Raw genomic sequence first — 23208 nt, forward strand, 5'->3', positions numbered from 1 at the left:
CTGTCCCTTAGGTGGACTCCCCGATGGTCGGCTTGACGACCTTTTCCCCATCGGGCCCACGCTCGGTCTGGAGGTCGAAGGCATCTTCGTCGACGGCGTACTTGTTCTTGTGTTCTTTGTCGTCGTCCTTTTTCTTGCCGGCTGCGGTGGTGGCGGCGGCGCCGCCTTTGCTCGTGCCTTTGGCAGCGGCTGCGGCGGTCGCTCCGCGCTCGAGCCGTTCGCCGGTTTTGCTGCCGGTCTTGCCGCCTTCCAGCGGTTCTTTTGGTGCGGTGCCTGAGCTTCCGGAGACGCGTGAGCCGGCGAACCCGGTACCGGCCCGGCCGGAGCCGATGCCTTTGCCGCGGGTGACGTCGTTGCCGCCACCGCTTCCGGTGCCGGTGGTGGTTCCGGGCAGGGCGAGGCCATCGGGCGTCATGCGGCCGAGGGTTGGGGTGTTCGGGGTGGTGCGGAAGTTGGTGTTGCCGGTGAAGGTCCCGGTGCCGCTGGTGGTGCCTGGGGGGACGTAGGTGTTCGGCGGGGTGGTGCCGGGGCCTCCCGGGCTTCCCGGGCTTCCGGGCGCGAAGGTGCCGCTGGTGCCTCCGGGGCCAGTGCCGCCGCCTCCGCCTCCGCTTCCGCCGATGGTCGGGGTACCGGAGAACCCGGCGCTGCTGGTGCCGTGGAACCCACTGGCGGAGGTGGAGTCCCCTTGCCCAAGCTGCGGAGGCGGCGTGTAGGTGGGCTGGGTACTGGCGGTCTCGTGATAGGTGGAGTCGAGATTTTGGAGAACCTGAACGGCTTGCTGATGAGCAGCATCAGCCTGCTGCTGCTTGGCGGCAACGTTGGTCATGGTCTGCGTCGCCCCGACAAGATCCCCGCCCTGGTACTGCTGGGTGGCCTTGTTGATTTCGGCCTGCTGGTCGAACCCGGTAGGTTCAGGCATGTTCTTCTGCGCATAATCAGCGGCGGCGGCCTGCTGGGAGTAGCGGTTCGAACTGAGCTGAGCGGCATTGGCCGTCTCGGCGGTGTAGCTGGCGGTGTTCTGGAAGAACCCGTGCGCCTGCGCGGCGCCGGTGCCCTGCCACTGGATCTCGCTCGAGTTGACGGCGTCGTTCGCGGAATTGGAAACGTCGGCGAGCCAGTTGCCGATCCGGTTGGCCAGCCGTCCTCGGTCGTCGAGATCCTTCGGGTCCATGTTCTGGTGGACCATGTTGTACAGCTCTTCGTGCGTGCTCGCCGGGTAGTTCTGCTCCGGGGCGGGTGCATCACCGCGGGTGGACTGGTTGTGCAGGAGCACCTTGCCCTGCTCGACCGAGTACTGCGCGGCCTGGTTCTGGGTTTGCGGCGCCACCCCGTCGCGAGCGTCGCCCTGGTCCTCGGCTCCGAAGTGGTGGACGTTCTGCTGGAGTTTCTGCTGCGTCTCGGCGTAGAAGTCGCCTTCGTACTGCCGGTATCCGGCGTGCTCCTGAGCCATCGTCACTCGCTCCCGCGCAGCTCGGCGAACGTCTGGGCGTGGGTGTCCTCGGTCTCGCGGTAGTTCTTGCGAGCGATCGCCAACGCCTCTTTGACCTGCTGGAAACCTTTGATGAGCAGTTCCAGGTTCGGGACGAGTGACTGCTCGTCGCCCGCGGCGACCTTCACGTTGAACTGGGCGACCTGGTCGGCGTAGGCGCTGGATCCCATCCGTGGTTTCCAGGCCAGCACCTCGAGCTCGTATTCGATGCCGCGGTAACCGTCGATGAATTCGTCGCAGACCTTCGTGTACCTGTCGAGCCCGGCCTGGTTGATGGCGAAACCGCCGTTCAACGCCAGGCTCTTCAGCCCCGCGGCGCCTTCGTTGAGGCGTTTCGCCCCTTCGGGGTCGGTGGGGGTGTTGAGGAGCCCCGAAAGGAAGTTCGACCCTGCGTCACCCGAGGCGGGCGCGGCGATCGGCTGGTCACTGAAACTCGCGTCCGAGCTCACGTCAGGTCCCCTCCTGTCGAGCAGTACTCTCGGTGCCCGGCTCCTACTGTAGTTGTGACCGGCGGTCAGCGGCAGAGGCGACAGCCGGACGTATGTCACTCCGTCGGTCGGCTCAGGAGGCGGGCGGGAGCAGTTTCTCGACCTTGATGGCGATCGCTGTCACGCGATCGCAGGCCTCCTGCGTCGTGCCGTTGCCGGAAACGGAAACGAGGGCCCGCGAGTTCGGCTTGACCTCGATGGAGATGGTGCACTGGCCCACGGCGCCGATGCCCTCACGCTCGATGATCGCGTTTCGGGCCCCGACATGGCCCCGCGACGCTTTCGAGGGGTCCGGGATGTTCTGGTCGTAACCGGCGTTGTCCTGGAGCGCGACACCGACGTTGGCGTCGCCTGGCTTGTTCGAGGCGCAGCTTCGTGCGCTGTCCACGGTGCCGGGTGCGGCCGCCGGGAACCCTTCGCCCGCCATGACCTGGTCGATGATGGTGCACGGGCTCAACCCGCCGAATGGATTGTCCCCATTGCCGCTGCTCGGCGAACTCGTCGGCGCGCTGCTCGAAGGCGTCCCCGCGGCCTGCGGCGTCCCGCCGACCTTGCTGTCACACGCACTCAACGCGAACACCAACGAGGCCAACGTGAACACAACGGCGCGAACGCGGACTGCTCGGGTCACAACCTGAACACTACGGGTAAGCCGCCCGCCGGGGCGAGGATGCGGGTCATCGGTGGGTCGTCTCTGCGATGCGGTCGTGTAGCCACCCTCTCAGGTGTCCCCCGTCCGAGGGGACGAACGTCAATCTCGATTCGCCGGCCGACAGCTGTTCCGTGAACGTCAGGTAGCGGCCGCCGTCCGTGTCCGCGAATGTGGCCGTGCCCGCTGGGCGGAGGGCGGCCTGGCCCATTCTGGTCGACAGCTCGAACGTGCCGTGGCGGTGCGTGGGCCACTGGGCGTACGCCTTCAACGCCTCCGCGTCCGGGGTCCGGTGGGGGCCCAGGGTCAACGTCACCGGGGCCACCGGTAGCGGTCCGTAGCGGGGGAGGATGCCGACCAGGGCGTCGACCAGGTGGTCCGGGCGGATGCGGACGAAGTTGATGCCGTCCGGTACCCGCTCCGAATACACGCCCAAGCCGTGGCCGATGGTTGCTCGGTAGAACACCTGGCGGCCGTCCACCACCTCCGCCGCGCGGACGATGATCTGCACCTCCGGCTGCGTCCACGCCCGGAGGGTCTGCTCCACCTCGATGTCCAGCTTGTCCGGGCCCGCCAGCCCACGCGCCCTCAGCGCCTCCCACGCCGCCGCCGTGATGCGGGCGTGTTCGTCCAGTGTGTGGCCCGGGCTGCGGATCTCGAACGGGTGCCAGTTCGCCGGGAGGCCCGTGCGGCTGACCGCGGCCGCCACCTCCGTCAAGCCCAGCGAGAATTCCTCCGGCACGTCCCCGAGCGTAGCGGAACCGGTACCCCGCGCCGTCAAATGTCGAGCTGGCGGACGCCCGTCTCGCGCGTTGCCACCCGGCTGGCCGTCGCCCGTCCGCGTAGCCGGACGATTTCGTGTGGCTGCAAGCCGATCGCCACTCCGAACGCCTCCACGTCCGGGAAGCCGCCCTGACGCTGCTCCAGCGCCGATGCCACCTGTGACGGCGAAAGGCCCAAACCGGCCAGCGAATCGCCCGATGCCGTGTTCACGTCCACCAAAGGCGCCGGCGGGGGCGGCAGCCGGGCCGCGTCCGGGGCATAAGCCTCCAGCACGTCGTTCTGCCTCAGGTCCCGCGTCCCCAGGCCGGCCGTGAACACCCGTGAGCCGGCGGTCGAGTGCACCGGGATCCCGTCCCGGGCCAGGGAAAGCACCTTCAGCCCGGTCGCGATCACCGTGCTCCGCTCGTTGAGCGTCGTGCCGATCGGCCGCAGCACCCGGACGCTCACCCCCACCGTGAACGCCGCGCTCCGGCCCTCCGGCACCTCGACCGCCGCCACCACCACGCCGGTGCCGAGGTCGCTCACCCCGTGCACCACCGCCGTCCCGTCGCGCCGCTCCAACGTGTCCTGCGACGTGAACGCCGTCAGCGTGTCGCCGGCCATCGGTGGTGCGTCGCACTGGAAACCCAGCAGCACCGTTCCCCGTTGCCCCGACGGCAGCTGTTCGAGCGGGCCCGCCGGCCCGAACAGCCCGAGCACCCGCATCGGCTGGCCGCCGCGCGCCGAAACGCACAACGCCCCGGACCACAGGACGCCGTCGCGGACGTGCACCTGCGCGTGGAACCCCGTCAGCTCGTCGAACGCCGGCGCCAGCACCGACGCCGTCGCCTCCGGACGGCTCAGGTCCGGGCCCGCCACGTCGTCGGTGTACAGCTCCAGCGCGTCGCCGTGGCCGAGGTCGCGGCGGCCGGTCGCGACGAACACGTCCTTCAGGAACCCGGCGTCCGTCACCGGCTCGACGTCGCTGGAGAAGAACTTCTTCCGCACCACGATCCCGAGACGCAGGTTGTCCGCGACGATCCGGTCGCCCCGGCGCAGCCGCGCCCGGGCGCCGCGGAGCGCGCGGCCCGCGCTCACCTGGCCGCCGGGCAGCTCCCCGAGACCGGGGAGGGTGACCGAGTCGTTGAGCGCCTTGCCGAACTCGATCAGCCCGACCCTGGTCTCGGTCACGACGTCGCGGCCAGCGTGACGCTGATCGACTGGTCGGCGTTGACCCGCTCCGACTCCACGCGCATGCCCGCCTGGGCCGCGCGGTCCTTCAACCGGGCCAGCACGGCCCGCTGCACTTCGGCCGCGTACGCCTCGTCGACCGACAACACCAGCCGCGACGCTTCGGCCTCGGTGAGGCCAGGCCCGTCGACGTGCGCCACCTGGACGCCTTCGGGGCCGTAGGTGAACGTGATCCGCCGGCCTTCCCACGCGGCCGTCACGGCGTTGCCGTCGTCGGTGACCTGGGCCCGCAGCCCGGCCAGCGCGCGGGCCAGCAGGTCGCGGTGGCGCATCCGCGTCCGGACCGTGACGACACCCGGCTGCGCCTGCGCGTGCGCGGCGATGGTGGCCGCGTTGAGCTGGGCCAGCGCTTCACTGCGCAGCTTGAGCGTGACACTCATCGACGGTCCCCTTCGAGCAGCGCTTCGAGTACTTCGGTGGTGGCGAACCCGTTCAGCTCGATCCCGCCGTCCGGGGCGATCCGCAGCTCCAGGCGGTTCGGCGTGGTGAAGATCGACTCGTCGTACCGGTCGCTCAGGAAGTGGAACCGCTGGTTCTCCGACCCCACCCACGGCCGCGAGGGCTCCGGCCGGTCGGCCAGGAACGGCCCGTCCACCAGCAGATCCGTCGACGCCAGCAGCTCTGACGGCGGCAGCTCCGCCAGGACGTGCCCGGTGAACGTCATCACCGAGAGACCCGCGGCCCGGACGGCGGCGGCGAACCGGCCCAGCGGTTCCGCCTGGTCGAACGGCTCGCCGCCGAGCAGCGTGACGCCTTCGATGCCCTCGACGGCCAGCACCCGGGCGGCCAACTCCGGCCACGGCAACGGAAAACCGCCGCGGGTCGTCCACGTCTGCGGGTTGAAACACCCGGGGCAGCGCACCGAGCACCCCTGCGTCCACACGGCACACCGCACGCCCGGACCCTCGGCCGCGGTGACGTCGACGATCCGGTGCAGGTTCAGGAGTTCCATTGCGACTGCCGCTGCGACGCGGTGTTCTCCACGGAAGTGCGCCGGTAGTCCCCGGTGAACTCCGACGTCACCGTCTCCGCGCCCAGCAGGTCCTCCAGGAGCGGGATGTAGTCGAGGCACTTGGAGCCGGTCACGCCGTGCGTCTCGGCGCTGATCGAGCCGTCCTTGCCGATCGTCACGGTCACGCGGTGCGTCATACGTCGATCGTCCTTCCCCTCGGTGACGCCGGCGACGCCGGCGGCGCGACCGGCTGCGGGACCGGCGCCGCGGCGGGCACCGAAGTGTCCGTCGCGGCGACCGCGCGCGTCTCCGCCCAATTCCGGATGGCCAGGATCTCGTCGGCCTGGGTGATCGACAGGGGCACGGTCGACTTCACCGCCCGCACGAGGTCGTCGCGGCGCAGCGGCCGCTTCTCGGCGAACGCGTCCACCAGGCCGGACAGCACGGCCTGCTCGATTTCGGCGCCGCTGTAGCCCGCGCTGACCTCGGCGAGCTCGGCGAACAGCGCGTCGTCCATGGCCAGTTCACCGGCGACGAACGCGTCGGTGACGCGCCGGCGCAAGTGGATCCGCCAGATCGCGGCGCGCTCGGGCGTCGAGGGCAGGTCGACGAAGAAGATCTCGTCGAACCGGCCCTTCCGCAGAAACTCCGGCGGCAGCGAGCCGACCTGGTTCGCGGTGGCCATCACGAACACCGGCGCCGATTTCTCCTGCATCCACGACAGGAACGTGCCGAACACGCGCCGCGCGGTGCCGCCGTCGCCACCGCCGCCCGCGCCGGCGAGGCCCTTCTCGATCTCGTCGACCCACAGCACGCACGGCGCGATGCCCTCGGCGGTGCGGATGACCGTGCGGATGTTCTTCTCGCTCGAACCGACCAGCCCGGCGAAGACGCGCCCCAGGTCCAGCCGCAGCAGCGGCAGCCGCCACATGTTCGCGACGCACACCGCGGACAGGCTCTTGCCGCAGCCGGGCACACCGGTGAGCAGCAGGCCCTTCGGCGCCGCCAGGTTGTACGCCGACGCCGCCGGCGTCCAGGTGCCGGTGCGCTTGGTGAGCCAGCGCTTGAGCCGGTCGAGGCCGCCGACGGCGTCGAAGCTCGTCTCCGCCGGCACGATGTCGAGCATCCCGGACCGGCGCACGGCCTGGCGCTTCTCGGCGAGGATCAGTTCCAGGTCGCTCGGGTCGAGCCCGCCGCCTTCGACCAGGGCCCTGGCGAACGCGTTCTCGGCCTCCGGCAGCGTCAGCCCGCGGGCCGCGCCGATGATCATGTCGCGGTCGTCGCGGTCGATGCTGATCCGGACGTGCTGCCGGTGCGCGGCGACCATGCTGTCCAGCAGCTCGCCGATCTGGCGCTGGTCGGGCAGCGGGAAGTCGACGACGGTGGCGTCGTGCTCCAGCTCCGGCGGCACGGGCAGCGACGGCGACACGAGGATCACGCTCAGCGGTACCGGCCGCGTCTTGAACGCGGCGGCGAGCTCGCGCAGCCGGCGCACGACGTCGGGATCGGGCCGGTGCCCGCCCTCGGACACCAGCGACGGATGCAGGTCGGCGAAGACGAACACGGCGGGCTCGCCCCAGCCGTGGATCCGCTCCAACGCGGCGGACGCGGCGCGCGTTTCGCTGATCGGCGGCCCGCCCGCCGGGGCCAGCCCGGTGGTGGACGACCAGACGTACACGCGCCGCGGGGTCCGCAGCCGGCCGGCGTCCTCGGCGACCGCGCGGATCTCCCGCAGCACCCGCTGCTCTTCGTGCGTCTCGACGACGAGCAGCGGGTAACGCGCCTGCAGCAACTGGGTCAGCTCGTCGCGGAACCCGGCCATCGGTCGCCCCCTCGAAGTCCGTTCGGACCCTACCAACTCAGGCGCCGACCACCAGGACCTCGTACGTCGGGCTGGTGGGCGGGTAACCGCTGTAGATGTGGGAGTTGACGACGGCGAGCCGGTCGCCCACCTTGATCGCCGAAACCGGCTGGTCGAACCGCGGATCGGTGATCGCGCCCGCGGCCGTGCCGTGGCTCAGCCCGCCGTCGAGGCACCACCGGGTGATCCGGTCGTCGAGCTGCACCGCCCAGAGCCGGTTGCCTTCGAGGACGAGGCTGGCCACGCTGGGCGCGTCCACCCCCGCGATTTCCGTGCTGACCCCGGTGTGCGGATCGATCGAGTACACCTTGCCCGGTATCGTCGCGGCCACCAGCAGCGTGCCGCCGGACGGCGTGGCGATGATGTCGTTCATGAAGAAGTTCCCCGGCGAACCACCCGCGCCCGGTCCGCTCAGCGGCAGGGTGCGCGGGGTGCCGGGCCGGCCGGCGACGACCGGCACGAAGAACAGCTGCGGGTGGTACGAGTCGGTGAACCACGCGCCCTGCGGGGTCACGACCACGTCGTTGACGTAGGACGTCTGCGGGTCGCCGAAGGTGTAGTCCGCGACCTTCGCCTTGGTGCGGACGTCGTAGACGTAGGCCTTGCCCCCGATCGCGCCGGCGACGAACAGCAGGTCGTGGCGCCGGTCGAAGTCCACCCCGGCCGCCATCTGGCCCGGCGGCGCCTCGATGAAGCGCTCGGCCGTGCCCCGGCCGAGGTTTTCGCGGAAGATCGTGCCGGCGATCAGGTCGCCGGTGTAGTAGTCACCGCCGCCGGCCGCGGTGATGCCTTCGGCGGACGTGGCGCCGGGTAGCACGATCACCCGCGTCGCCGCCGACGCCGGCGCGGCCACCGCGAGCAACAGGACAGCGGACACCGAAGCCAGGATTCTTCGCATGGGTTCCCCTCCCTCATCCTCAGTGGATACTGCCACCGAGCTGGCTGATCAGGCACCTGGTTCTTAGACTCGGCGGCAGTCACCGCCGACTTCAGGAGGCACCATGCCTGACGCGCCCGCCCTGCCGAGTTACGCCTCGGGGACGTCGGAGGTCCCGCTGCTCGGGGACACCATCGGCGACAACTTCGACCGGACGGTGGCCGCGTTCGGTGATCGTGACGCGCTTGTGGACCGGGCCGGCGGCGGCCGGTGGACCTACCGGGAGCTGGCCGCCGAGGTCGACGCGCTGGCGCTGGGGCTGGTGGCGCGGGGCCTCGGCAAGGGCGACCGGGTGGGGATCTGGTCGCCGAACCGGGCGGAGTGGACGTTCCTGCAGTACGCGACGGCGAAGATCGGCGCGATCCTGGTCAACATCAACCCGGCGTACCGGTCGCACGAGCTGGAGTACGTGCTGAACCAGGCCGGGATCCGGCTGCTGGTCGCCTCGGACGCGTTCAAGACGTCCGACTACCCGGCGATGGTCGAGGAGGTCCGCGAGAAGTGCGCCGCGCTGGAGCACGTCGTGATCCTCGGCGGCGAGGGCTGGCAGGCACTGCTGGACGCCGGCCGCGGCGGCGACCGGGCGCAGCTGGCGCACCTGCAGGCCGGGCTGTCGGCCGACGACCCGATCAACATCCAGTACACGTCCGGCACGACGGGCTTCCCCAAGGGCGCCACGCTGTCGCACCACAACATCCTCAACAACGGCTACTTCGTCGGCGAGCTGTGCGGCTACACCGAGCGGGACAAGGTGTGCATCCCGGTGCCCTTCTACCACTGCTTCGGCATGGTGATGGGCAACCTGGCCTGCACCAGCCACGGCGCCTGCATGGTCATCCCGGCGCCGGCGTTCGACCCGCGCGCCACCCTGGAAGCGGTCGCGGCCGAGCGGTGCACGTCGCTCTACGGCGTGCCGACGATGTTCATCGCCGAGCTCAGCCACCCGGACTTCGGCGAGTTCGACCTGTCGTTCCTGCGCACCGGGATCATGGCCGGCTCGCCGTGCCCGGTCGAGGTGATGAAGCAGGTCATCGACCGGATGGGGATGGCCGAGGTGTCCATCTGCTACGGCATGACCGAGACGTCCCCGGTGTCGACGCAGACCCGCGCGGACGACTCGATCGAGCGTCGCGTGTCGACGGTCGGCCGGGTCGGGCCGCACCTGGAGGTCAAGGTCGTCGACCCGGAAACCGGCCTGACGGTCCCGCGCGGCGAGCCGGGCGAGCTGTGCACGCGCGGGTATTCGGTGATGCTGGGGTATTGGGAGCAGCCGGACAAGACGGCGGAGGCGATCGACGCGGCCCGCTGGATGCACACGGGCGACCTGGCGGTGATGGACACCGACGGCTACGTCAACATCACCGGCCGCATCAAGGACATGGTCATCCGCGGCGGCGAAAACCTGTACCCGCGCGAGATCGAGGAGTTCCTGTACACCCACCCGGACATCCTCGACGCGCAGGTGATCGGCGTCCCGGACGAGAAATACGGCGAAGAGCTGATGGCCTGGGTCCGGATGCGCGAGGGCGCTTCGCCGTTGACCGCGGAAGCGGTGCGCGAGTTCTGCAGCGGCAAGCTGGCGCACTACAAGATCCCGCGGTACGTCCACGTGGTGGCGGCGTTCCCGATGACGGTGACGGGGAAGGTGCGCAAGGTGGAGATGCGGGAGAAGTCGATCAGCTTGCTGGGCTTGGAGAAGGCGGCCGCCACCAAGCACGCCTGACCGGGCCGGGGCGGCCGGGTCAGGCCGCCCCGCACCCTGGTCAGGAGACGGCGGCGGCGGCCTCCGCGATCGCCTTGGCGTCCTCCTCGCCGAACGTCTCCTCGAGCTGCTCCGGCGAGTAGTCGACGTCGATCTGCTCCACCGGCATCCCGCGCGCCGACTCGATCGCCCCCAGCCGGCGCTGCGCCCGGTCGGCCGCGTACTGGATGATCTCCTGCGGGTCGTTGTCGAACGGGAGTTCCTCGAACTGGTCCTGCACCCACTGGATCATGTTCAGCGCGTGCGGCAGCAGTTCGCCCATGCGCTGCTGCACCGCGTCCCACAGGGAGTCGTCCGCGGCGACGTGGCGGCGGCAGGTGAACGTGCCCCAGGCCATGTGGCGGCGCTCGTCGTCGCCGATGCGGCGGACCAGTTCCTGCATGCCCGGCAGGATGTCGTGCTGGGTGCAGATCAGCTGCCACGAGTAGTAGCCGGTCAGCGCCAGGCTGCCCTCGATCACGTGGTTGTACGTCACGCTCGCGCGGACCTGGTTGAGCGGGCTGGGGTCGTCCTCCAGGGCCCGCAGCGACTGCGGCAGCTCTTCGTAGAACAGCTTGCGGTAGTGCGGGTTTTCGGCGACGAACGGGTGCAGGTCCTGGGTCAGCCCGACCGCGTCCATCCAGCGCCGGAACACCTCGGTGTGCTTGGCTTCCTCGAAGCAGAACTGCGTCAGGTACATCTCGTCGCCGAAGCGGCCGGTCGCCGACATCGCCCGCATGAACGGCTGGATGTCCTCGGTGACCGCCTCTTCGCCGGCGATGAACTGCGCGACCAGGTACGTCGTGCTGCGCTTCTGCTCGTCGTCGAGCGTGTCCCAGCCTTCGCGCTCGCGGCTGAAGTCGATGTCCGCCGGGTTCCAGAACTTGCTGTTGCCCTTGACGAACAGGCGCAGCGGGAACGAGTCCCAGTTCAGGCCGCCCTTGCGCAGCGAGGAAAACCCGGTCCGGAGCTCCGGGAGCGTGTCGGTCATCGTGTCACTCCATTGTGGACGAATTGGCGGATGGCGGGTTCCAGCACCGCGGTGACGGCGTCGGCCGCCCGGGTCGCCGAGTGCGTGGACAGCACCAGGTGCGACAGGGACAGCCGGACGGCGGTCTCCGCGAGCAGGGCCGCGGCTTCGGCGGACAGCCCGGGTTCGAACTCGCGGTACTGCTCGGCGGCGAGGTCGGCGGCCGCGGTGAGGATCGGCTCGCCCCTGGACGTCAGCAGGGGCAGCAGGTCCTCGCCCGCTTCGGTGCCGAGCGCCGCCGCGACCAGGCGGTTCTCCCGCGCGTGCTCGATCGTGTAGACGACGGCGTGGTGGATGCCCGCCAGGAGCCCGTCCGCCGTTTCGAACCGCTGCCGGATCCCGTCGAGGAACTCCGCCGCGGTGCGCAGCGCCACCGCCTGCGTCAGCGCCGCCTTGTTGCCGAACTCGTTGTAGACCGTCTGCCTGCTCACGCCGGCCTTCGCGGCGACGTCGGCCATCCGCAGGCCCGCGTGGCCCCGGTCGGGCAGCAGGTCGGCGGCGGCGTCGAGCAGCGCTTCCCGGAGGGACGCCTTCGTCCGGTCGGTGAAGCTGGTCACACTTTCACCTTGACACAGATCGACTCGCTGTCAAGATGCTGTACACGATCGGCTTAGGTGTAAAACTGTCGGGGGTGGCGGCTAACGTGTTGGCCGTGGGCATCACCGTGGGGTTCGACCTCGACATGACACTGATCGACGCCCGGCCGGGCATGGCCGCGGCGATGAACGCGCTGGGCGCCGAATCCGGCCTGCCGCTGGACGGCGAGGCGTTCGCGGCCAACCTCGGGCCGCCGCTCGACGACATCCTGCGCGGCTTCGAGGCGCCCGAGGAGCGGATCCCCGGGCTCGTCGACCGGTTCCGCGCGATCTACCCCGAGGTGGTCGTCCCGGGCACGGTCGCGCTGCCGGGCGCGGTCGAGTCGCTGCGCGCGGTGCGGGAGGCCGGCGGGCGCACGCTGGTCGTCACCGGGAAGTACGGGCCCAACGCACAACTGCACGTGGACGCGCTCGGCCTGGACGTCGACGAGGTCGTCGGCGAGCTGTGGTCGACGCAGAAGGCCGAGGCGCTCCTGGCCCACGAGGCCCGGGTGTATGTCGGAGATCACGCCGGGGACATCCGCGGTGCGCTCGCCGCCGGCGCGATCGCGGTCGGCGTCACCACCGGACCGTGTGATCGCACGCTGCTGCTGAGCGAAGGGGCGGAGGTGGTGTTCGAGTCGCTGACGGAGTTCCCGGAGTGGTTCGAGAAGACGTTCGCGACGGTCTAGTTCTTGGCGCGCGCCTCGATCACCAGCGCGATCAGGCCGAGCAGCAGGCCCAGGGGAGTGATCACCCCGGCGGCGACCGACAGCCAGATCGGCAGGTTCTCCAGGCCGGCGGCGAACATGATGAACACCGCCAGCACGGCGAGCATGCCGAGGCCGAACAAGCCGATGCCGACGCGCATCAGGAACGGTTTGCCGGGAGTGGCCACGCCGGCCTCCTTCGTCGTGCTCTTCATGACGCAAGAGGGTATCCGCCGGTATCGACTTCTCCCCAGGGCGTGTGGCGAGATACCCTTTACCCAGCGCGCCCTGGGTACGCCCCGGGCGCGTTAGTCATGAGCGGACAGCAGAAGGACTGGTGAGGGAAGTGCCGACCGGCAAGGTCAAGTGGTACGACGCGGAGAAGGGGTTCGGGTTCGTCACGCAGGACGGTGGCGCCGACGTCTACATCCGCAAGGCCGCGCTGCCGCAGGGCGTCGAGGGGCTCAAGGCCGGGCAGCGGCTCGAATTCGGCGTGGCCGACGGCCGCCGCGGGCCGCAGGCGCTTTCCGTCCGGCTGCTCGACCCGCCGCCGTCCGTCGCCGAGGCGCGCCGCCGCCCCGCGGAGGAGCTGCACGGGCTGATCGAGGACATGATCAAGCTGCTGGAGCTCAAGGTGCAGCCGGACCTGCGGCGCAACCGCTACCCGGACCGCAAGCACACCAAGCAGATCGGCGAGATCCTGCGCGCGGTGGCCCGGGACCTGGATCCCTAAGCCTCCAGCCGCAGGCCCCAGACGTCGCTGGGCAGCAGGCCCGACTCGCCGGTGTCGCCGTTGAGCACGGCCGTGTACTTCTGCACGTCCACCGCGGAGATGCGGTCGGCGGGCGTCGGCGGCGTGACCGTGTACGCGTAGCGGTCGAGCGACGTGAATGGGATCGGGTCGCTCTGCTTGTACTCGCCCTGCGGGGTGACGTACTCGTAGACGATCTGCCAGGGCGCGTCGGCGACCTCGCCGGGCACCGAGACCTGCACCGGCTTGCCCGGGCGGACCTTCAGCGTCCGCGTCGAGCCCTGCGCGCTGCACGGCTGCGCGAGCTTCTGCGAGTAGTCGCACGTGAGCACCGGCGTGGTGTTGATCGTGTGGCCGTCGGCGTAGAAAGTGACCTCGGCCGGGCCGGGGGCCGAGCACCCGGCCACCGCGAACCCACCGGCCGCAAGCAGGGCCACCACCCGGGAACGTCGCATGGGCCCAGACCCTACCGGCGGGGCGCCGCGTCCCTGGGCAGGCCCTGGGCCGGGAAGCTCCCGGTCGGCTCCGGCCGCAGCGGCCGGTCGCCGCCGAGGCCGGGTACGAGCGAGCCGCCGCGGCGCACCAGGTACGTCTGCGTGAGGCCGACGGCCAGCACGATCGTGATGACCAGGAAGCCGATCCAGTACGTCGGCGGCAGCAGCAGGCCGACCGCGCCGCCCATGCACCAGGCCAGCTGCAGCACGGTTTCCGAGCGGCCGAACGCCGACGCGCGCGACTCCTCGGGCAGGTCCTCCTGGATGACGGCGTCGAGGCTGATCTTGGCCAGCGCGCTGGCCGTCGCGCCGATCAGGCCGACGATCGCGGCCGTGGCCAGCCCGGGCAGGACCGTCGCGACCAGCGCGGCCAGCACGCAGCCCGCCACGCACCCGACGATCACCTGGTCCGGGCTGCCGAAGTGCAGGCGCGAGCCCAGCGCGTTGCCGAGAAACCCGCCGGCGCCCGCCGCGGCGCCGATCACGCCGAGCAGCAGCAGCTGCATGAACGGCGTCTGCCCGCTGCCCTCGGTCTGGGCCTTGACCGCGAACGCGGCGAACATCATCAGGAAGCCGGTGAGCACGCGGACCGAGCCGTTGCCCCACAGCGCGACGACGATGTGGCGCCCCATCGGCTGACGGCGTTTCCTCTCCTTCGGGTGGGCCGAAAGCGACGTCGGCACCTCGCCCTCGGTCGCCTCCACCCAGGCCGGGATCCGCATCGACTGCACCGCCGCGGCGACGCAGATCAGCGCGGTGAACCACAGCGCGCCCGCCGAGCCGGAGATCGCGTTGATGCCACTGGCCAGCGCGCCGAACACGCCCGCGGCGACCAGGCCGAACGTGGTCAGCCGGGCGTTGGTCTTGGAGAGCGTGATCTCCGAGGGCAGCACCCGCGGCGTCACCGCCGCCTTGAGCACGGTGAACGACTTCGACAGCACCATCATCCCGAGCGCGGCCGGGTAGAGCAGCCAGTCGTCGAAGTGCAGCGCCATCACGACGGCCATCAGCCCCTGGCCGACCGAAGACGCGCACATCGCCAGCCGCCGGCCGCGCTGCACCTTGTCGAGCGCGGGCCCGATCACCGGCGCGACCAGCGCGAACGGCGCGATCGTGATGAGCAGGTAGAGCGCCACCTTGCCCTTGCTCTCGCCGCTGGCCGCGGCGAAGAAGAGCGTGTTGGCCAGCGCGATCGCCATCGCCGCGTCGCTGGCGTAGTTCAGCATCACGGCGTAGGTCAGCGAGGTGAGGCCGGACTTCTCGGCGCCGTCGGCCTTCGTCGCGCGCTGGAAGGCGTCGACGGCCTGGCCGGTCAGCTGGCGGCTGCGCATCGCCGCCACGCGCGTGACGGTGATCTTCCTCGGCAGCTTCGGCGTGCCGCCCGGGGTCCGCGGTTCCTCCCGCGGCGGCGCCTCCGGCCGCGGTTCGCCCGCGTAGCCGCCGGTGTCGTAGTGCTCGTACTCGCCGCTGCCGGGGTGGCGTTCGCCCTGGTAGAAGCCGCCGGGCGGCGGCTCGCGGCGGACGGGTTCGGTGCGATGCGGGTCGTAGGGCCGCGCCCCGCGCGGTGGCGGCGGGCGGCGCGTGGCGGCGGTGGGCGCCTCGTTCGCGTCCGGCACCCGTGGCCCGGCGTCCTCGGGACGGCCGCGTGGCGGGGCGGGCCGTTCGACGCGGGTGGGCGGATCGACGCGGCTGGGCGGCGGGCTCGCCTGCGCGGCGCGGGTGGGCGGATCGACGCGGGTGGACGGCGGGCTCGCCTGCGCGGCGCGGGTGGACGGATCGACGCGGCTGGGCGGCGGGCTCGGCTGCGCGACCCGGGTGGGCGGCGGCGGGCTGCCGTGCGCGGCGCGGGGTGCGGCCGCGTCCCGCCAGTCCCTGGCCTGCGCCGCGCCGGGCTCCGGCGTCCAGCGCCGCTTGGACTTCCGGCCGCGCGGCTGACCCGACCGGGTGCCGTCGGAGTCGGAGCGGGAGCCGAAGAGTGCCACGTGTCAATCCTGCCTTACCGGGGGCCGGTTCCGCCTGCTCATCCGTGCTTTCACGCCGGAGCCGGGACGAACCTCACCCGGAACGTGACCGGCCACTGCTTCCCGGTGAGCAGGAATTCGCCGGTGCCCGGCACGGCGGCGATACCGTTGAGCACGTCCTCGGAACCCGTCGCGTTCACCTGGGCACGCAGCTGACCTGCGTCGATCGTTCCGGTGACGCGTCCGGAGGCGGCGTCGATCCGCAGGATCGTGTCGGTGTGCCAAACGTTTGCGTAGACGTCGCCGCCGACGCACTCGAGCTCGTTGAGCTGGTCACGGCCGACGTCGACCCCGCCGGTGACGGCAAAGGTCTTCGGGTCGCGGAAGGTGAGCCGCGCGGAGCCGTTGCTCATCACAAGCCGCCCGTCGGCCTGGTGGCACAGGCCCCAGCCCTCACCCTGGAACGGCACCCGCCGCAGCTCGGCGAGCGTCTGCGCGTCGCGTTCGATGGCGAACCCGTCCTGCCAGGTCAGCTGCCACAGCGTCGGCCCGAGGACGGTGACGCCCTCGCCGAACAGCGGCGACGGCAGCGAGACGGTGGTCCGGGGGCCGCCGCCGGGCGGCCCGGCGGTGAGCGTCGACCGCCCGGCGAGCCCGGTGCTCTCGTAGAGCGTGTCGCCGGCGAACTCGAGTCCTTCGGTGAAGGCGGCGGGGTCGTGCGGCAGGGTCGAGAGCACCTGGACGGTGAGGTGTTCGGGCCCCGCCTCCTGGGCGGGGGCACTGGCGCAGCCGCCGAGCGCGGCGGCCAGCAGCAGGGTGGTGACGATCGGCGTGCGCACGATGAACAGCCTGGCACGGGTGCCGCGGATGCGTGCGGCACAATTGGCCGCATGACTCTGCTGCTGACCCTGGACGACGGTTCCGTGCAGCGCAAACTCGCCGATGCGGTGGAGTTCGCGCGAGCTGCGGTGCTGGAGGACGCACCCGAGGAGCAGCTCGGCGCGCACGTGGGGGTCACCCGCGAAGACGCGGTCACGGCGAGTCACCTGTTCGAGGCCCAGGTCCCGGGCTACGGCGGCTGGCGCTGGTCGGTGACGGTGGCCTTGGCGGGCGACGACGAGCCGGTGACGGTCAGCGAGGTCGTGCTGGTCCCGGGCCCGTCGGCGCTGGTGGCCCCGGCGTGGGTGCCGTGGGAGCGCCGCGTCCGCGCGGGCGACCTCGGCGTCGGCGACATCTTCCCGACGGACGAGAACGACCCCCGCCTCGCCCCGGCGTACCTGCAGTCGGACGACCCGGCGGTGGAGGAGGTCTCGCGCGAAGCGGGCTTGGGCCGGATCCACGTGCTGTCCCGCTTCGGCCGAACGGACGCGGCGGCCCGCTGGCACGCAGGCGAGTTCGGCCCGCGGTCGGACATGGCCCGCAGCGCCCCGGACGTGTGCGGCACGTGCGGGTTCTTCGTGCCGTTGGCGGGCTCGCTGCGCGGCGTGTTCGGGGTCTGCAGCAACGACATAGCCCCGGCGGACGGCCACGTGGTGGACGTGGAGTACGGCTGCGGAGCGCACTCGGAGGTCGAGGTCGAGGTGACATCCTCGATCCCGGTGGCCGAGCTGGTGTACGACGATTCGCTCCTGGACTTCGCACCGGCGCCGGAGATCGTGGAAACGGCGGCGGCCGAGGGGGAGACGGGGGTCGCGGAGTCGGACGTGGCACCGGCGGAGGTGGAGCCGGAGGTCGTGGAGGCTGCGGCGGTCGCGGCGGCGGAGGCTGGGCCGGAAGTTGCGGCTGGGCCGGACGCAGAGCCGGAGGAAGAGGCGGTTGCCGCGGCGGCCGAGCCGGTTGCGGCGGGGGCCGGGCCGGAGGATGCGGAGTCGCCGGTGGGGGCGGCCGAGCCAGTTGCTCCGGCGGTGCCGGCGGTGACCGATGAGGTTGCCGAGCCGGTTGTGGCTGAGGTGCCCGAGCCTGCGGAAGCGGAGCCGACTCAAGCCGAGGTGACCGATGCCGTCAAGGTGGAGGCAGCTCCAGAGCCGGTCGAAGCGCCGGAGCCTGCGCCTGCGGAGCCGACCCAGGCTGAGGTGACCGATGCGGCCGTGGCGCGGCCGGTGCCGGAGCCGGTGGAGGCCGAGCCGGTTGCGGCTGAGGTGCCCGAGCCTGCGGAAGCGGAGCCGACTCAGGCGGAGGCGGCCGAGCCTCTGGCCGCGGAGTCGGATGCGGCTGAAGTTGATCCCGTTCCCTCCGAGGTGGCTGATCTCGCCGAGCCGGGGCCGGAGTCCGTGGGGGCCGAAGCTGCCGATGACGCTCAGGCCCAGGTCGACGAAGACCGGTGAGCGACTTCGCCGCTCTGGGAGATCCGTTTGGAACCGCGCAGCTTCGGGACACCACTCTGCGTTCCTGGCGGGAGTCGCCCACTCGGCTGATCGAGGACACCAACGTCGAGCGTGATCTGCGGGTGGGGGCCTATCGGGATCGGCTCTTCGTCGAACTTGCGCAGAATGCCGCCGATGCCGCCATGGCCGGGGGGTCTGCGGGGCGGGTTCGGGTGTCTCTTGTGGACTCCGAACTCCGGTTCGCCAACACCGGTGCTCCGCTCGATGCCCGCGGTGTCGCGTCGCTCGCTTCGCTGCGGGCCTCCGGGAAGACCGGTGAGACCGTTGGGCGGTTCGGGGTCGGCTTTGCCGCCGTGCGGACCGTTTCCGATGAACCCCGCGTCCTCTCTGCCTCCGGTGGGGTTGCCTTCTCGGCCGCGCGCACCAGGGCCGCCGTCGGGGTCGATGGTGACGTTCCCGTCCTGAGGCTGCCCTGGCCGCTGCCCGGGGATGTTCCGGCCGGCTTCGACACCGAGGTGCGGCTTCCGCTGCGAGAGGGCGTCGACGGCCGGCAGCTTCTCGACGAACTCGCCGAGGACGTCGGTGATCTGCTGCTGGCTCTGCCGTGGCTGGCCGAATTCGAAGTGGACGGTCGCGTTTGGACACGCCAGGTCGATGGTGACGTCGTGGCGATCCGGGGGCCGGTGGGGGAAACCCGTTGGCTGGTGCACCGGGGCGATGTCGTGTGGGCCGTTCCGGTCGATGCCGGTGGCGCGCCCGAGCCGCTCGAAGAAGACGTTCTGCGTGCGCCCACCCCGACCGATGACGGGCTGTCGTTACCCGCTCGGCTGCTGGCCTCCGTTCCCGTCGAACCTTCGCGTCGGCGGGTGCTTCCCGGAGCCGAATTGACCGAAGCGCTTGAACGAGCCGCGAAAGAGTACGTCGAGCTCGTTCGGCTCCTGCCGGCCGAACACCGGTTCGCGCTCGTTCCCCGGCCCGGCTTTCCGAAGTCCGCTGTGGATGCCGAGTTGCGTGATGCGGTGCTCGCCACGCTCAGCGCCGAACCCTGGCTGTCCACTCAGGACGGCAACGAGGTCTCCGGGCGGCAGGCTCGGGTGCTTGATGTCGACGTGCCCGGGCTGCCTGCTCTGCTCGCCGATTTCGTGCCCGGGCTGTTGGGGGGATCCGCGCCGGCGCAGACGCTGAAAGCTGTTTCGGCGCAGGTGGTCGGCGTCGAAGAGGTGCTGGAAACGCTGACCGGCGTTGCGAAAGACCCCGGCTGGTGGCGGGAACTGTATGCGGCTCTGGCGATCGCCGTCGAGTCGCACGCCATCGCAGGGGAACGGCTCGACGGGCTGCCCGTTCCGCTGTCCGACGGCCGGACGCTGCCCGGAGCCCGGGGCTGCTTGCTCGTGGAAGGTTCGGCCGAGCTGCTCGAACTGCTGTCTGATGTGGACATTCCCGGGCTGCGGCTCGTGCACCCCGGTGCGTCGCACCCGCTGCTGGAACGGCTGGGCGCCAAGCATGCCGACGCCCGGGAGCTGCTCAACTCCGATCAGCTGCGGGACGCCGTCGAGCGCAGCGTCGAAGATGTCCGGTCCGGGTTGGACGGTACGACGCTCGCCGGGGCCGTGCTGCGGCTGATCGCCGACTGCGGGGACGATGCCCCGCGCTGGGTGGGCGCCCTTGCCCTGCCCGGCACCGATACCTGGCGCCGGGCCGACGAACTCGTTCTCCCCGCGTCGCCGCTGCTGGACATCTTCGACGAAGAAGTGTTCGAAGAGGACGGTGCGCTCGACGTCCTCGACGAGGACTTCGCCGAGGACTGGCCGCAAAGCACGCTCGAAGCCGCCGGGGTGCTCGACTCCTTCGCCGTCGTCGTCGATGACGAACCGCACGAGCCCGATCACGACCTGCCCGACGAAGAAGCCTGGTGGGACTCGCTGCCCGAACCGCCGGGCACGCTCGTCGCGATCCGGGACCTCGATCTCGTCGGTGATGACGCCTGGCCCGCGGCTCTGCGCCTGTTGGCTGCGCGACCTGGCACCTGGCGCGCCCTGCGCACGCCGCTGGGGCACGCCGCTTGGTGGATCGCGCAGTACGCCGTGCTCGAAGGCGCTGCGCCGAGCGAGTGGCGGCTGCCGGACGCCGATCTGGCGGGGCTGTACGACGAGATTCCCGACGTCGGGCTGAACGAGGACCTTCTCGCGATCGCCGGGGTGCGCGCCGATCTCACGCTGTCCACTGTGGATGAGGCGGCCGATCTGCTGGACCGGCTCGCCGACCCGGACCGCGCGGTTTCGCCCGGGCTGGCCACGCGGGCCTACGCCGCCGTCGTCGAGTCCGGGATGGAGCCGGGGCCGCCGCGGGCCGTGCGGGCCGCGGACGGGTCCGTTGTGGACGATGCGCTCGTACTGGACGTGCCGTGGGTGGCCGGGGCGCTCGAGCCCGACCAGTACGTCGTCGCCCCCGAGGAGCCCGAGCGGCTCGCGGACCTGCTCGACCTGCCGCTCGCGAGCGGCGCGCCCGCCGAGGTGACCAGCGAGGGCGAGTACGCGCCCTGGGCCGAGCTGCCCGCGCTGAAGCTCGTCGCGGACCAGCTCGGGGTTCCGCTACCCGACGGTGGCGTCCTGGTGCACGACCCGCTCACCGTGCGCATCCAGGGCGGCGAACACGACGTCCCGTGGTGGTCCGACGACCGGCTGCACGCGGCCGACACGTCCGAGGGCCTCGCGCGCGCGTTCGCCTGGGCGGCCGGGCGCTGGCCCGATCGGCACCTGATCGCGGCCCTGCTCGAGGACCCCTCGCCGCGGACGCTCCTCGCGTAAGCGCTAGAGGCGCTGCGCCGACTTCGACCCGCGGCGGGCGGCGGCGCGCTGCCAGGCGATGATCGCCAGGCCGACGAAGCCGAGCGCGAAACCGGACAGCGCCGTCTGCACCCACAGCCCCGAAGTCGTGAAGAAGAGCACCACCAGCGCGACAGTCCAGATCGAGGTGCCTACGATCACCACCGGCGTCAGGTCGGTCAGCTTCTTGGGCAGCTCCGGCGTGTGCCGCAACGAGCCCGTAACCTCCGGTGGATTGATCGGTTCACTCACGAGGTGCAGGGTACTCCGCAGCAGCGAGAGAATGGGCAGGCGAATGGCGGAGCAGGAGACGACCCGCACCGGGACGTCCACACTGGACCGGTTCTTCAAGATCACCGAGCGGGGTTCGACCGTGCCGCGGGAACTGCGCGGCGGGCTCGTCACCTTCGTCACGATGGCCTACATCGTGGTGCTGAACCCGCTGATCATCGGCAGCTTCTCGGCCGACGACGCGGGCGCGCACAAGGACGTCCTCGGCGGCATCCTCCCGGTGCCGCAGGTCGCCGCGGTGACCGCGCTGGCCGCCGGGGTGATGACCATCCTGATGGGCCTGGTCGCGAACTACCCGTTCGCCATCGCCACCGGCCTGGGCATCAACAGCCTGGTCGCGGTCACCATCGCCCCGCAGATGACCTGGCCCGAGGCGATGGGCCTGGTGGTCATCGAGGGCGTGATCATCGTGCTGCTCGTGCTCACCGGGTTCCGCACCGCGGTGTTCCGGGCCGTGCCCGCCGCGCTGAAGTCGGCGATCGCCGTCGGTATCGGCGTGTTCATCTGCCTGATCGGCCTGGTCGACGCCGGGTTCGTGCGCCGGCTGCCGGACGCCGCGCACACCACCGTCCCGGTGGGCTTGGGCATCAACGGCTCCATCGCCTCCTGGCCGACCGCGGTGTTCGTCGTCGGCCTGCTGCTCACCGGCATCCTGGTCGTCCGCAAGGTCAAGGGCGCGATCCTGATCGGCGTGCTCGCGTCGACCGTGCTGGCCATCGTCGTCGAGGCGATCGTCAAGGCCGGGCCGTCGCAGGGCACCAACCCGAAGGGCTGGAACCTCGGCTACCCGGCGCTGCCGGACCAGGTGCTCGGCCTGCCGAACCTGTCGCTGGTGGGTGACGTCTCGTTCGGCGCCTGGACGCGGCTGCCGATCATCACCGTCTGCCTGCTCGTGTTCACGCTGGTGCTCGCCGACTTCTTCGACGCCATGGGCACCATGACCGGCCTCGCCAAGGAGGCGGACCTGCTGCCCAAGGACGGCCAGCTCCCCAACGTCGGCAAGGCGCTGTTCGTCGAGGGGCTCGCGGGCGCGGCCGGCGGGTTCGGCTCGGCCAGCTCGAACACGGTGTTCGTCGAGTCGGCGTCCGGTATCGCGGAGGGCGCGCGGACCGGCCTGGCCAACGTCGTCACCGGCGTGCTGTTCATCGCCGCGATGTTCCTGACCCCGCTCTACCAGGTCGTGCCGGTCGAGGCGGCCGCGCCGGCGCTGGTCGTGGTCGGCGCGATGCTGATGTCGCAGGTCCGCGACATCGACTTCACCGACTACTCGATCGCGCTGCCGGCCTTCCTGACCATCGTCGTCATGCCGTTCACCTACTCGATCGCCAACGGCATCGGCGCCGGCTTCGTCAGCTACGTCGTGATCCGCGCGGCCACCGGCAAGGCCCGCCAGGTGCACCCGCTGATGTGGGTGATCGCGCTGGCTTTCGTCGCCTACTTCGCGGTGGGACCGATCCAGGCGGCGTTCCGCTGATCAGCCCTTGATCCTCAGGGCTTCGTCGAGCACACCGCGATCGCGCTCGAACTCGGCGGCCGGGGCGTCGAACCGGACGGTCACCAGTGCGTCCCCGGCGCCGAGACCGACCACGGTCACCCGCCGCGGCACGCCGTCGCGAGCGTAGGTGTAGTTCCATTCCGCGGCGTCGTGGCCGGCGATCGGGGCGTGCTCCACGACGGTGCCGCCCGGCCCGCCGGCCACCGCCCGGAGCCCGCTCACGGGATCCTCCTGCGTGATCGGCACCCGGTCGGTCTCGAGCAGGAGATCGCCGTGGCGGTAGCTCGCGCGGTCCTTTTCGTGGGTGGCGGCCCAGTCGCCCGGCACCGGGATCTCGATCGCCGAGCCGGGACCGGACGCGTCCGGGGACTGGTAGACCTGGAGCTGCCCCTGCTGGATGGACGGCATCGGCGTCGGCGACGGTGGCGGTGGCGGTGGCGGGGCAGCCGCGGGGGCCCGGTCGCCACCGCCCAGGAACTGCGCCGCCACGATCGCCGCCACCGCCACGCCCACCACGGCCGTGCCCACCAGCTTCTTGTTCATCGAACCCCCAGGTCTCGTCCTGGGGAGGACGCACGGGGTCACCGGGGGTTGCGGCCGAGATCACCCGTGCGGCCGAAGT

24 protein-coding genes are annotated in these 23208 nt (G+C 71.2%); 6 read left to right on the top strand and 18 right to left on the bottom strand.

Features of this window, described 5'->3' with window-relative positions; translation table 11 throughout:
* Positions 1-7 precede the first annotated feature (7 nt).
* The 10 genes from C2L59_RS42795 to C2L59_RS42840 form a co-directional block, all read right to left on the bottom strand.
* On the bottom strand, positions 8-1450 hold the full coding sequence (locus C2L59_RS42795; RefSeq protein ID WP_103355300.1) for a hypothetical protein: 1443 nt from the start codon (positions 1448-1450) through the stop codon (positions 8-10).
* A 2-nt stretch (positions 1451-1452) separates the two neighbouring features.
* Positions 1453-1938 carry a hypothetical protein gene (locus tag C2L59_RS42800; protein WP_103355301.1) on the bottom strand — a complete coding sequence of 162 codons (486 nt, stop codon included), beginning with the start codon at positions 1936-1938 and terminating at the stop codon, positions 1453-1455.
* Positions 1939-2050: 112 nt separating this feature from the next.
* Entirely contained in the window at positions 2051-2608 is a 558-nt protein-coding gene (locus C2L59_RS42805) for a DUF3558 family protein (protein WP_103355302.1), read from the bottom strand.
* Between the two features lie 46 nt (positions 2609-2654).
* The gene (locus tag C2L59_RS42810; RefSeq protein WP_103355303.1) at positions 2655-3368 is read right to left on the bottom strand and encodes an ESX secretion-associated protein EspG; all 714 of its coding nucleotides are present in this window, start codon (positions 3366-3368) and stop codon (positions 2655-2657) included.
* A 35-nt stretch (positions 3369-3403) separates the two neighbouring features.
* Entirely contained in the window at positions 3404-4579 is a 1176-nt protein-coding gene (locus tag C2L59_RS42815) for a hypothetical protein (protein ID WP_103355304.1), read from the bottom strand.
* Complete coding sequence (locus tag C2L59_RS42820; protein ID WP_103355305.1) at positions 4576-5019, bottom strand: hypothetical protein; 444 nt, start codon at positions 5017-5019, stop codon at positions 4576-4578. The genes C2L59_RS42815 and C2L59_RS42820 overlap by 4 nt, the downstream gene beginning before the upstream one ends.
* Entirely contained in the window at positions 5016-5591 is a 576-nt protein-coding gene (locus C2L59_RS42825; RefSeq protein WP_103355306.1) for a 4Fe-4S single cluster domain-containing protein, read from the bottom strand. Before C2L59_RS42825 ends, C2L59_RS42820 begins: the two co-directional genes overlap by 4 nt.
* Positions 5579-5788 (bottom strand): DUF2997 domain-containing protein, encoded by a 210-nt coding sequence (locus tag C2L59_RS42830; protein ID WP_103355307.1) that lies wholly within the window; start codon positions 5786-5788, stop codon positions 5579-5581. The genes C2L59_RS42825 and C2L59_RS42830 overlap by 13 nt, the downstream gene beginning before the upstream one ends.
* Complete coding sequence (locus tag C2L59_RS42835) at positions 5785-7413, bottom strand: AAA family ATPase (protein ID WP_103355308.1); 1629 nt, start codon at positions 7411-7413, stop codon at positions 5785-5787. The genes C2L59_RS42830 and C2L59_RS42835 overlap by 4 nt, the downstream gene beginning before the upstream one ends.
* A 37-nt stretch (positions 7414-7450) precedes the next feature.
* The gene (locus tag C2L59_RS42840) at positions 7451-8350 is read right to left on the bottom strand and encodes a hypothetical protein (protein WP_103355309.1); all 900 of its coding nucleotides are present in this window, start codon (positions 8348-8350) and stop codon (positions 7451-7453) included.
* 103 nt (positions 8351-8453) lie between these two features.
* On the opposite strand from C2L59_RS42840, the gene C2L59_RS42845 reads away from it, so the two are divergent.
* Positions 8454-10112 carry an AMP-binding protein gene (locus tag C2L59_RS42845; RefSeq protein WP_103355310.1) on the top strand — a complete coding sequence of 553 codons (1659 nt, stop codon included), beginning with the start codon at positions 8454-8456 and terminating at the stop codon, positions 10110-10112.
* A gap of 40 nt (positions 10113-10152) precedes the next feature.
* Here C2L59_RS42845 and C2L59_RS42850 read toward each other — a convergent pair whose 3' ends face one another.
* On the bottom strand, positions 10153-11121 hold the full coding sequence (locus C2L59_RS42850; protein WP_103355311.1) for a R2-like ligand-binding oxidase: 969 nt from the start codon (positions 11119-11121) through the stop codon (positions 10153-10155).
* Positions 11118-11717 (bottom strand): TetR/AcrR family transcriptional regulator, encoded by a 600-nt coding sequence (locus C2L59_RS42855; protein ID WP_103355312.1) that lies wholly within the window; start codon positions 11715-11717, stop codon positions 11118-11120. Before C2L59_RS42855 ends, C2L59_RS42850 begins: the two co-directional genes overlap by 4 nt.
* A 95-nt stretch (positions 11718-11812) precedes the next feature.
* On the opposite strand from C2L59_RS42855, the gene C2L59_RS42860 reads away from it, so the two are divergent.
* Positions 11813-12427 (top strand): HAD family hydrolase, encoded by a 615-nt coding sequence (locus C2L59_RS42860; RefSeq protein ID WP_103355313.1) that lies wholly within the window; start codon positions 11813-11815, stop codon positions 12425-12427.
* Here the strand turns inward: C2L59_RS42860 and C2L59_RS42865 are convergent.
* Positions 12424-12660 (bottom strand): hypothetical protein, encoded by a 237-nt coding sequence (locus C2L59_RS42865; protein ID WP_199199662.1) that lies wholly within the window; start codon positions 12658-12660, stop codon positions 12424-12426. The genes C2L59_RS42860 and C2L59_RS42865 overlap by 4 nt on opposite strands.
* 131 nt (positions 12661-12791) lie before the next feature.
* Here C2L59_RS42865 and C2L59_RS42870 point away from each other — a divergent pair, with 131 nt between their 5' ends.
* Positions 12792-13178 carry a cold-shock protein gene (locus tag C2L59_RS42870; protein ID WP_004559993.1) on the top strand — a complete coding sequence of 129 codons (387 nt, stop codon included), beginning with the start codon at positions 12792-12794 and terminating at the stop codon, positions 13176-13178.
* Here the strand turns inward: C2L59_RS42870 and C2L59_RS42875 are convergent.
* The 3 genes from C2L59_RS42875 to C2L59_RS42885 are packed head-to-tail and all read right to left on the bottom strand — an operon-like array spanning position 13175 to position 16490.
* A complete protein-coding gene (locus C2L59_RS42875) occupies positions 13175-13651 on the bottom strand; it encodes a DUF2771 family protein (protein WP_103355314.1) in 477 nt (158 codons plus the stop codon). The genes C2L59_RS42870 and C2L59_RS42875 overlap by 4 nt on opposite strands.
* Positions 13652-13662: 11 nt before the next feature.
* The gene (locus tag C2L59_RS42880) at positions 13663-15672 is read right to left on the bottom strand and encodes an MFS transporter (protein WP_103355315.1); all 2010 of its coding nucleotides are present in this window, start codon (positions 15670-15672) and stop codon (positions 13663-13665) included.
* A gap of 50 nt (positions 15673-15722) precedes the next feature.
* The gene (locus C2L59_RS42885; RefSeq protein WP_103355316.1) at positions 15723-16490 is read right to left on the bottom strand and encodes a glutaminyl-peptide cyclotransferase; all 768 of its coding nucleotides are present in this window, start codon (positions 16488-16490) and stop codon (positions 15723-15725) included.
* A 51-nt stretch (positions 16491-16541) separates the two neighbouring features.
* Between C2L59_RS42885 and C2L59_RS49985 the strand changes: the two genes are divergently transcribed.
* Positions 16542-17975: a DUF3027 domain-containing protein gene (locus C2L59_RS49985; RefSeq protein WP_103355317.1), complete on the top strand. Its 1434-nt coding sequence runs from the start codon at positions 16542-16544 to the stop codon at positions 17973-17975.
* Complete coding sequence (locus tag C2L59_RS42895) at positions 17972-20782, top strand: sacsin N-terminal ATP-binding-like domain-containing protein (protein ID WP_103355318.1); 2811 nt, start codon at positions 17972-17974, stop codon at positions 20780-20782. The genes C2L59_RS49985 and C2L59_RS42895 overlap by 4 nt, the downstream gene beginning before the upstream one ends.
* Positions 20783-20785: 3 nt before the next feature.
* Here the strand turns inward: C2L59_RS42895 and C2L59_RS42900 are convergent, their stop codons facing one another.
* Positions 20786-21013 (bottom strand): DUF2530 domain-containing protein, encoded by a 228-nt coding sequence (locus tag C2L59_RS42900; RefSeq protein ID WP_103355319.1) that lies wholly within the window; start codon positions 21011-21013, stop codon positions 20786-20788.
* A gap of 82 nt (positions 21014-21095) precedes the next feature.
* On the opposite strand from C2L59_RS42900, the gene C2L59_RS42905 reads away from it, so the two are divergent.
* Positions 21096-22565, top strand: a complete 1470-nt coding sequence (locus tag C2L59_RS42905; RefSeq protein ID WP_103355320.1) for an NCS2 family permease — start codon at positions 21096-21098, stop codon at positions 22563-22565.
* On the opposite strand, the gene C2L59_RS42910 is transcribed toward C2L59_RS42905, so the two are convergent.
* Positions 22566-23129 carry a hypothetical protein gene (locus C2L59_RS42910; RefSeq protein ID WP_103355321.1) on the bottom strand — a complete coding sequence of 188 codons (564 nt, stop codon included), beginning with the start codon at positions 23127-23129 and terminating at the stop codon, positions 22566-22568.
* Between the last annotated feature and the right edge of the window lie 79 nt (positions 23130-23208).

Source organism: Amycolatopsis sp. CA-128772 (assembly GCF_002904295.1).
In the GTDB taxonomy this organism is placed as follows: Bacteria; Actinomycetota; Actinomycetes; order Mycobacteriales; family Pseudonocardiaceae; genus Amycolatopsis.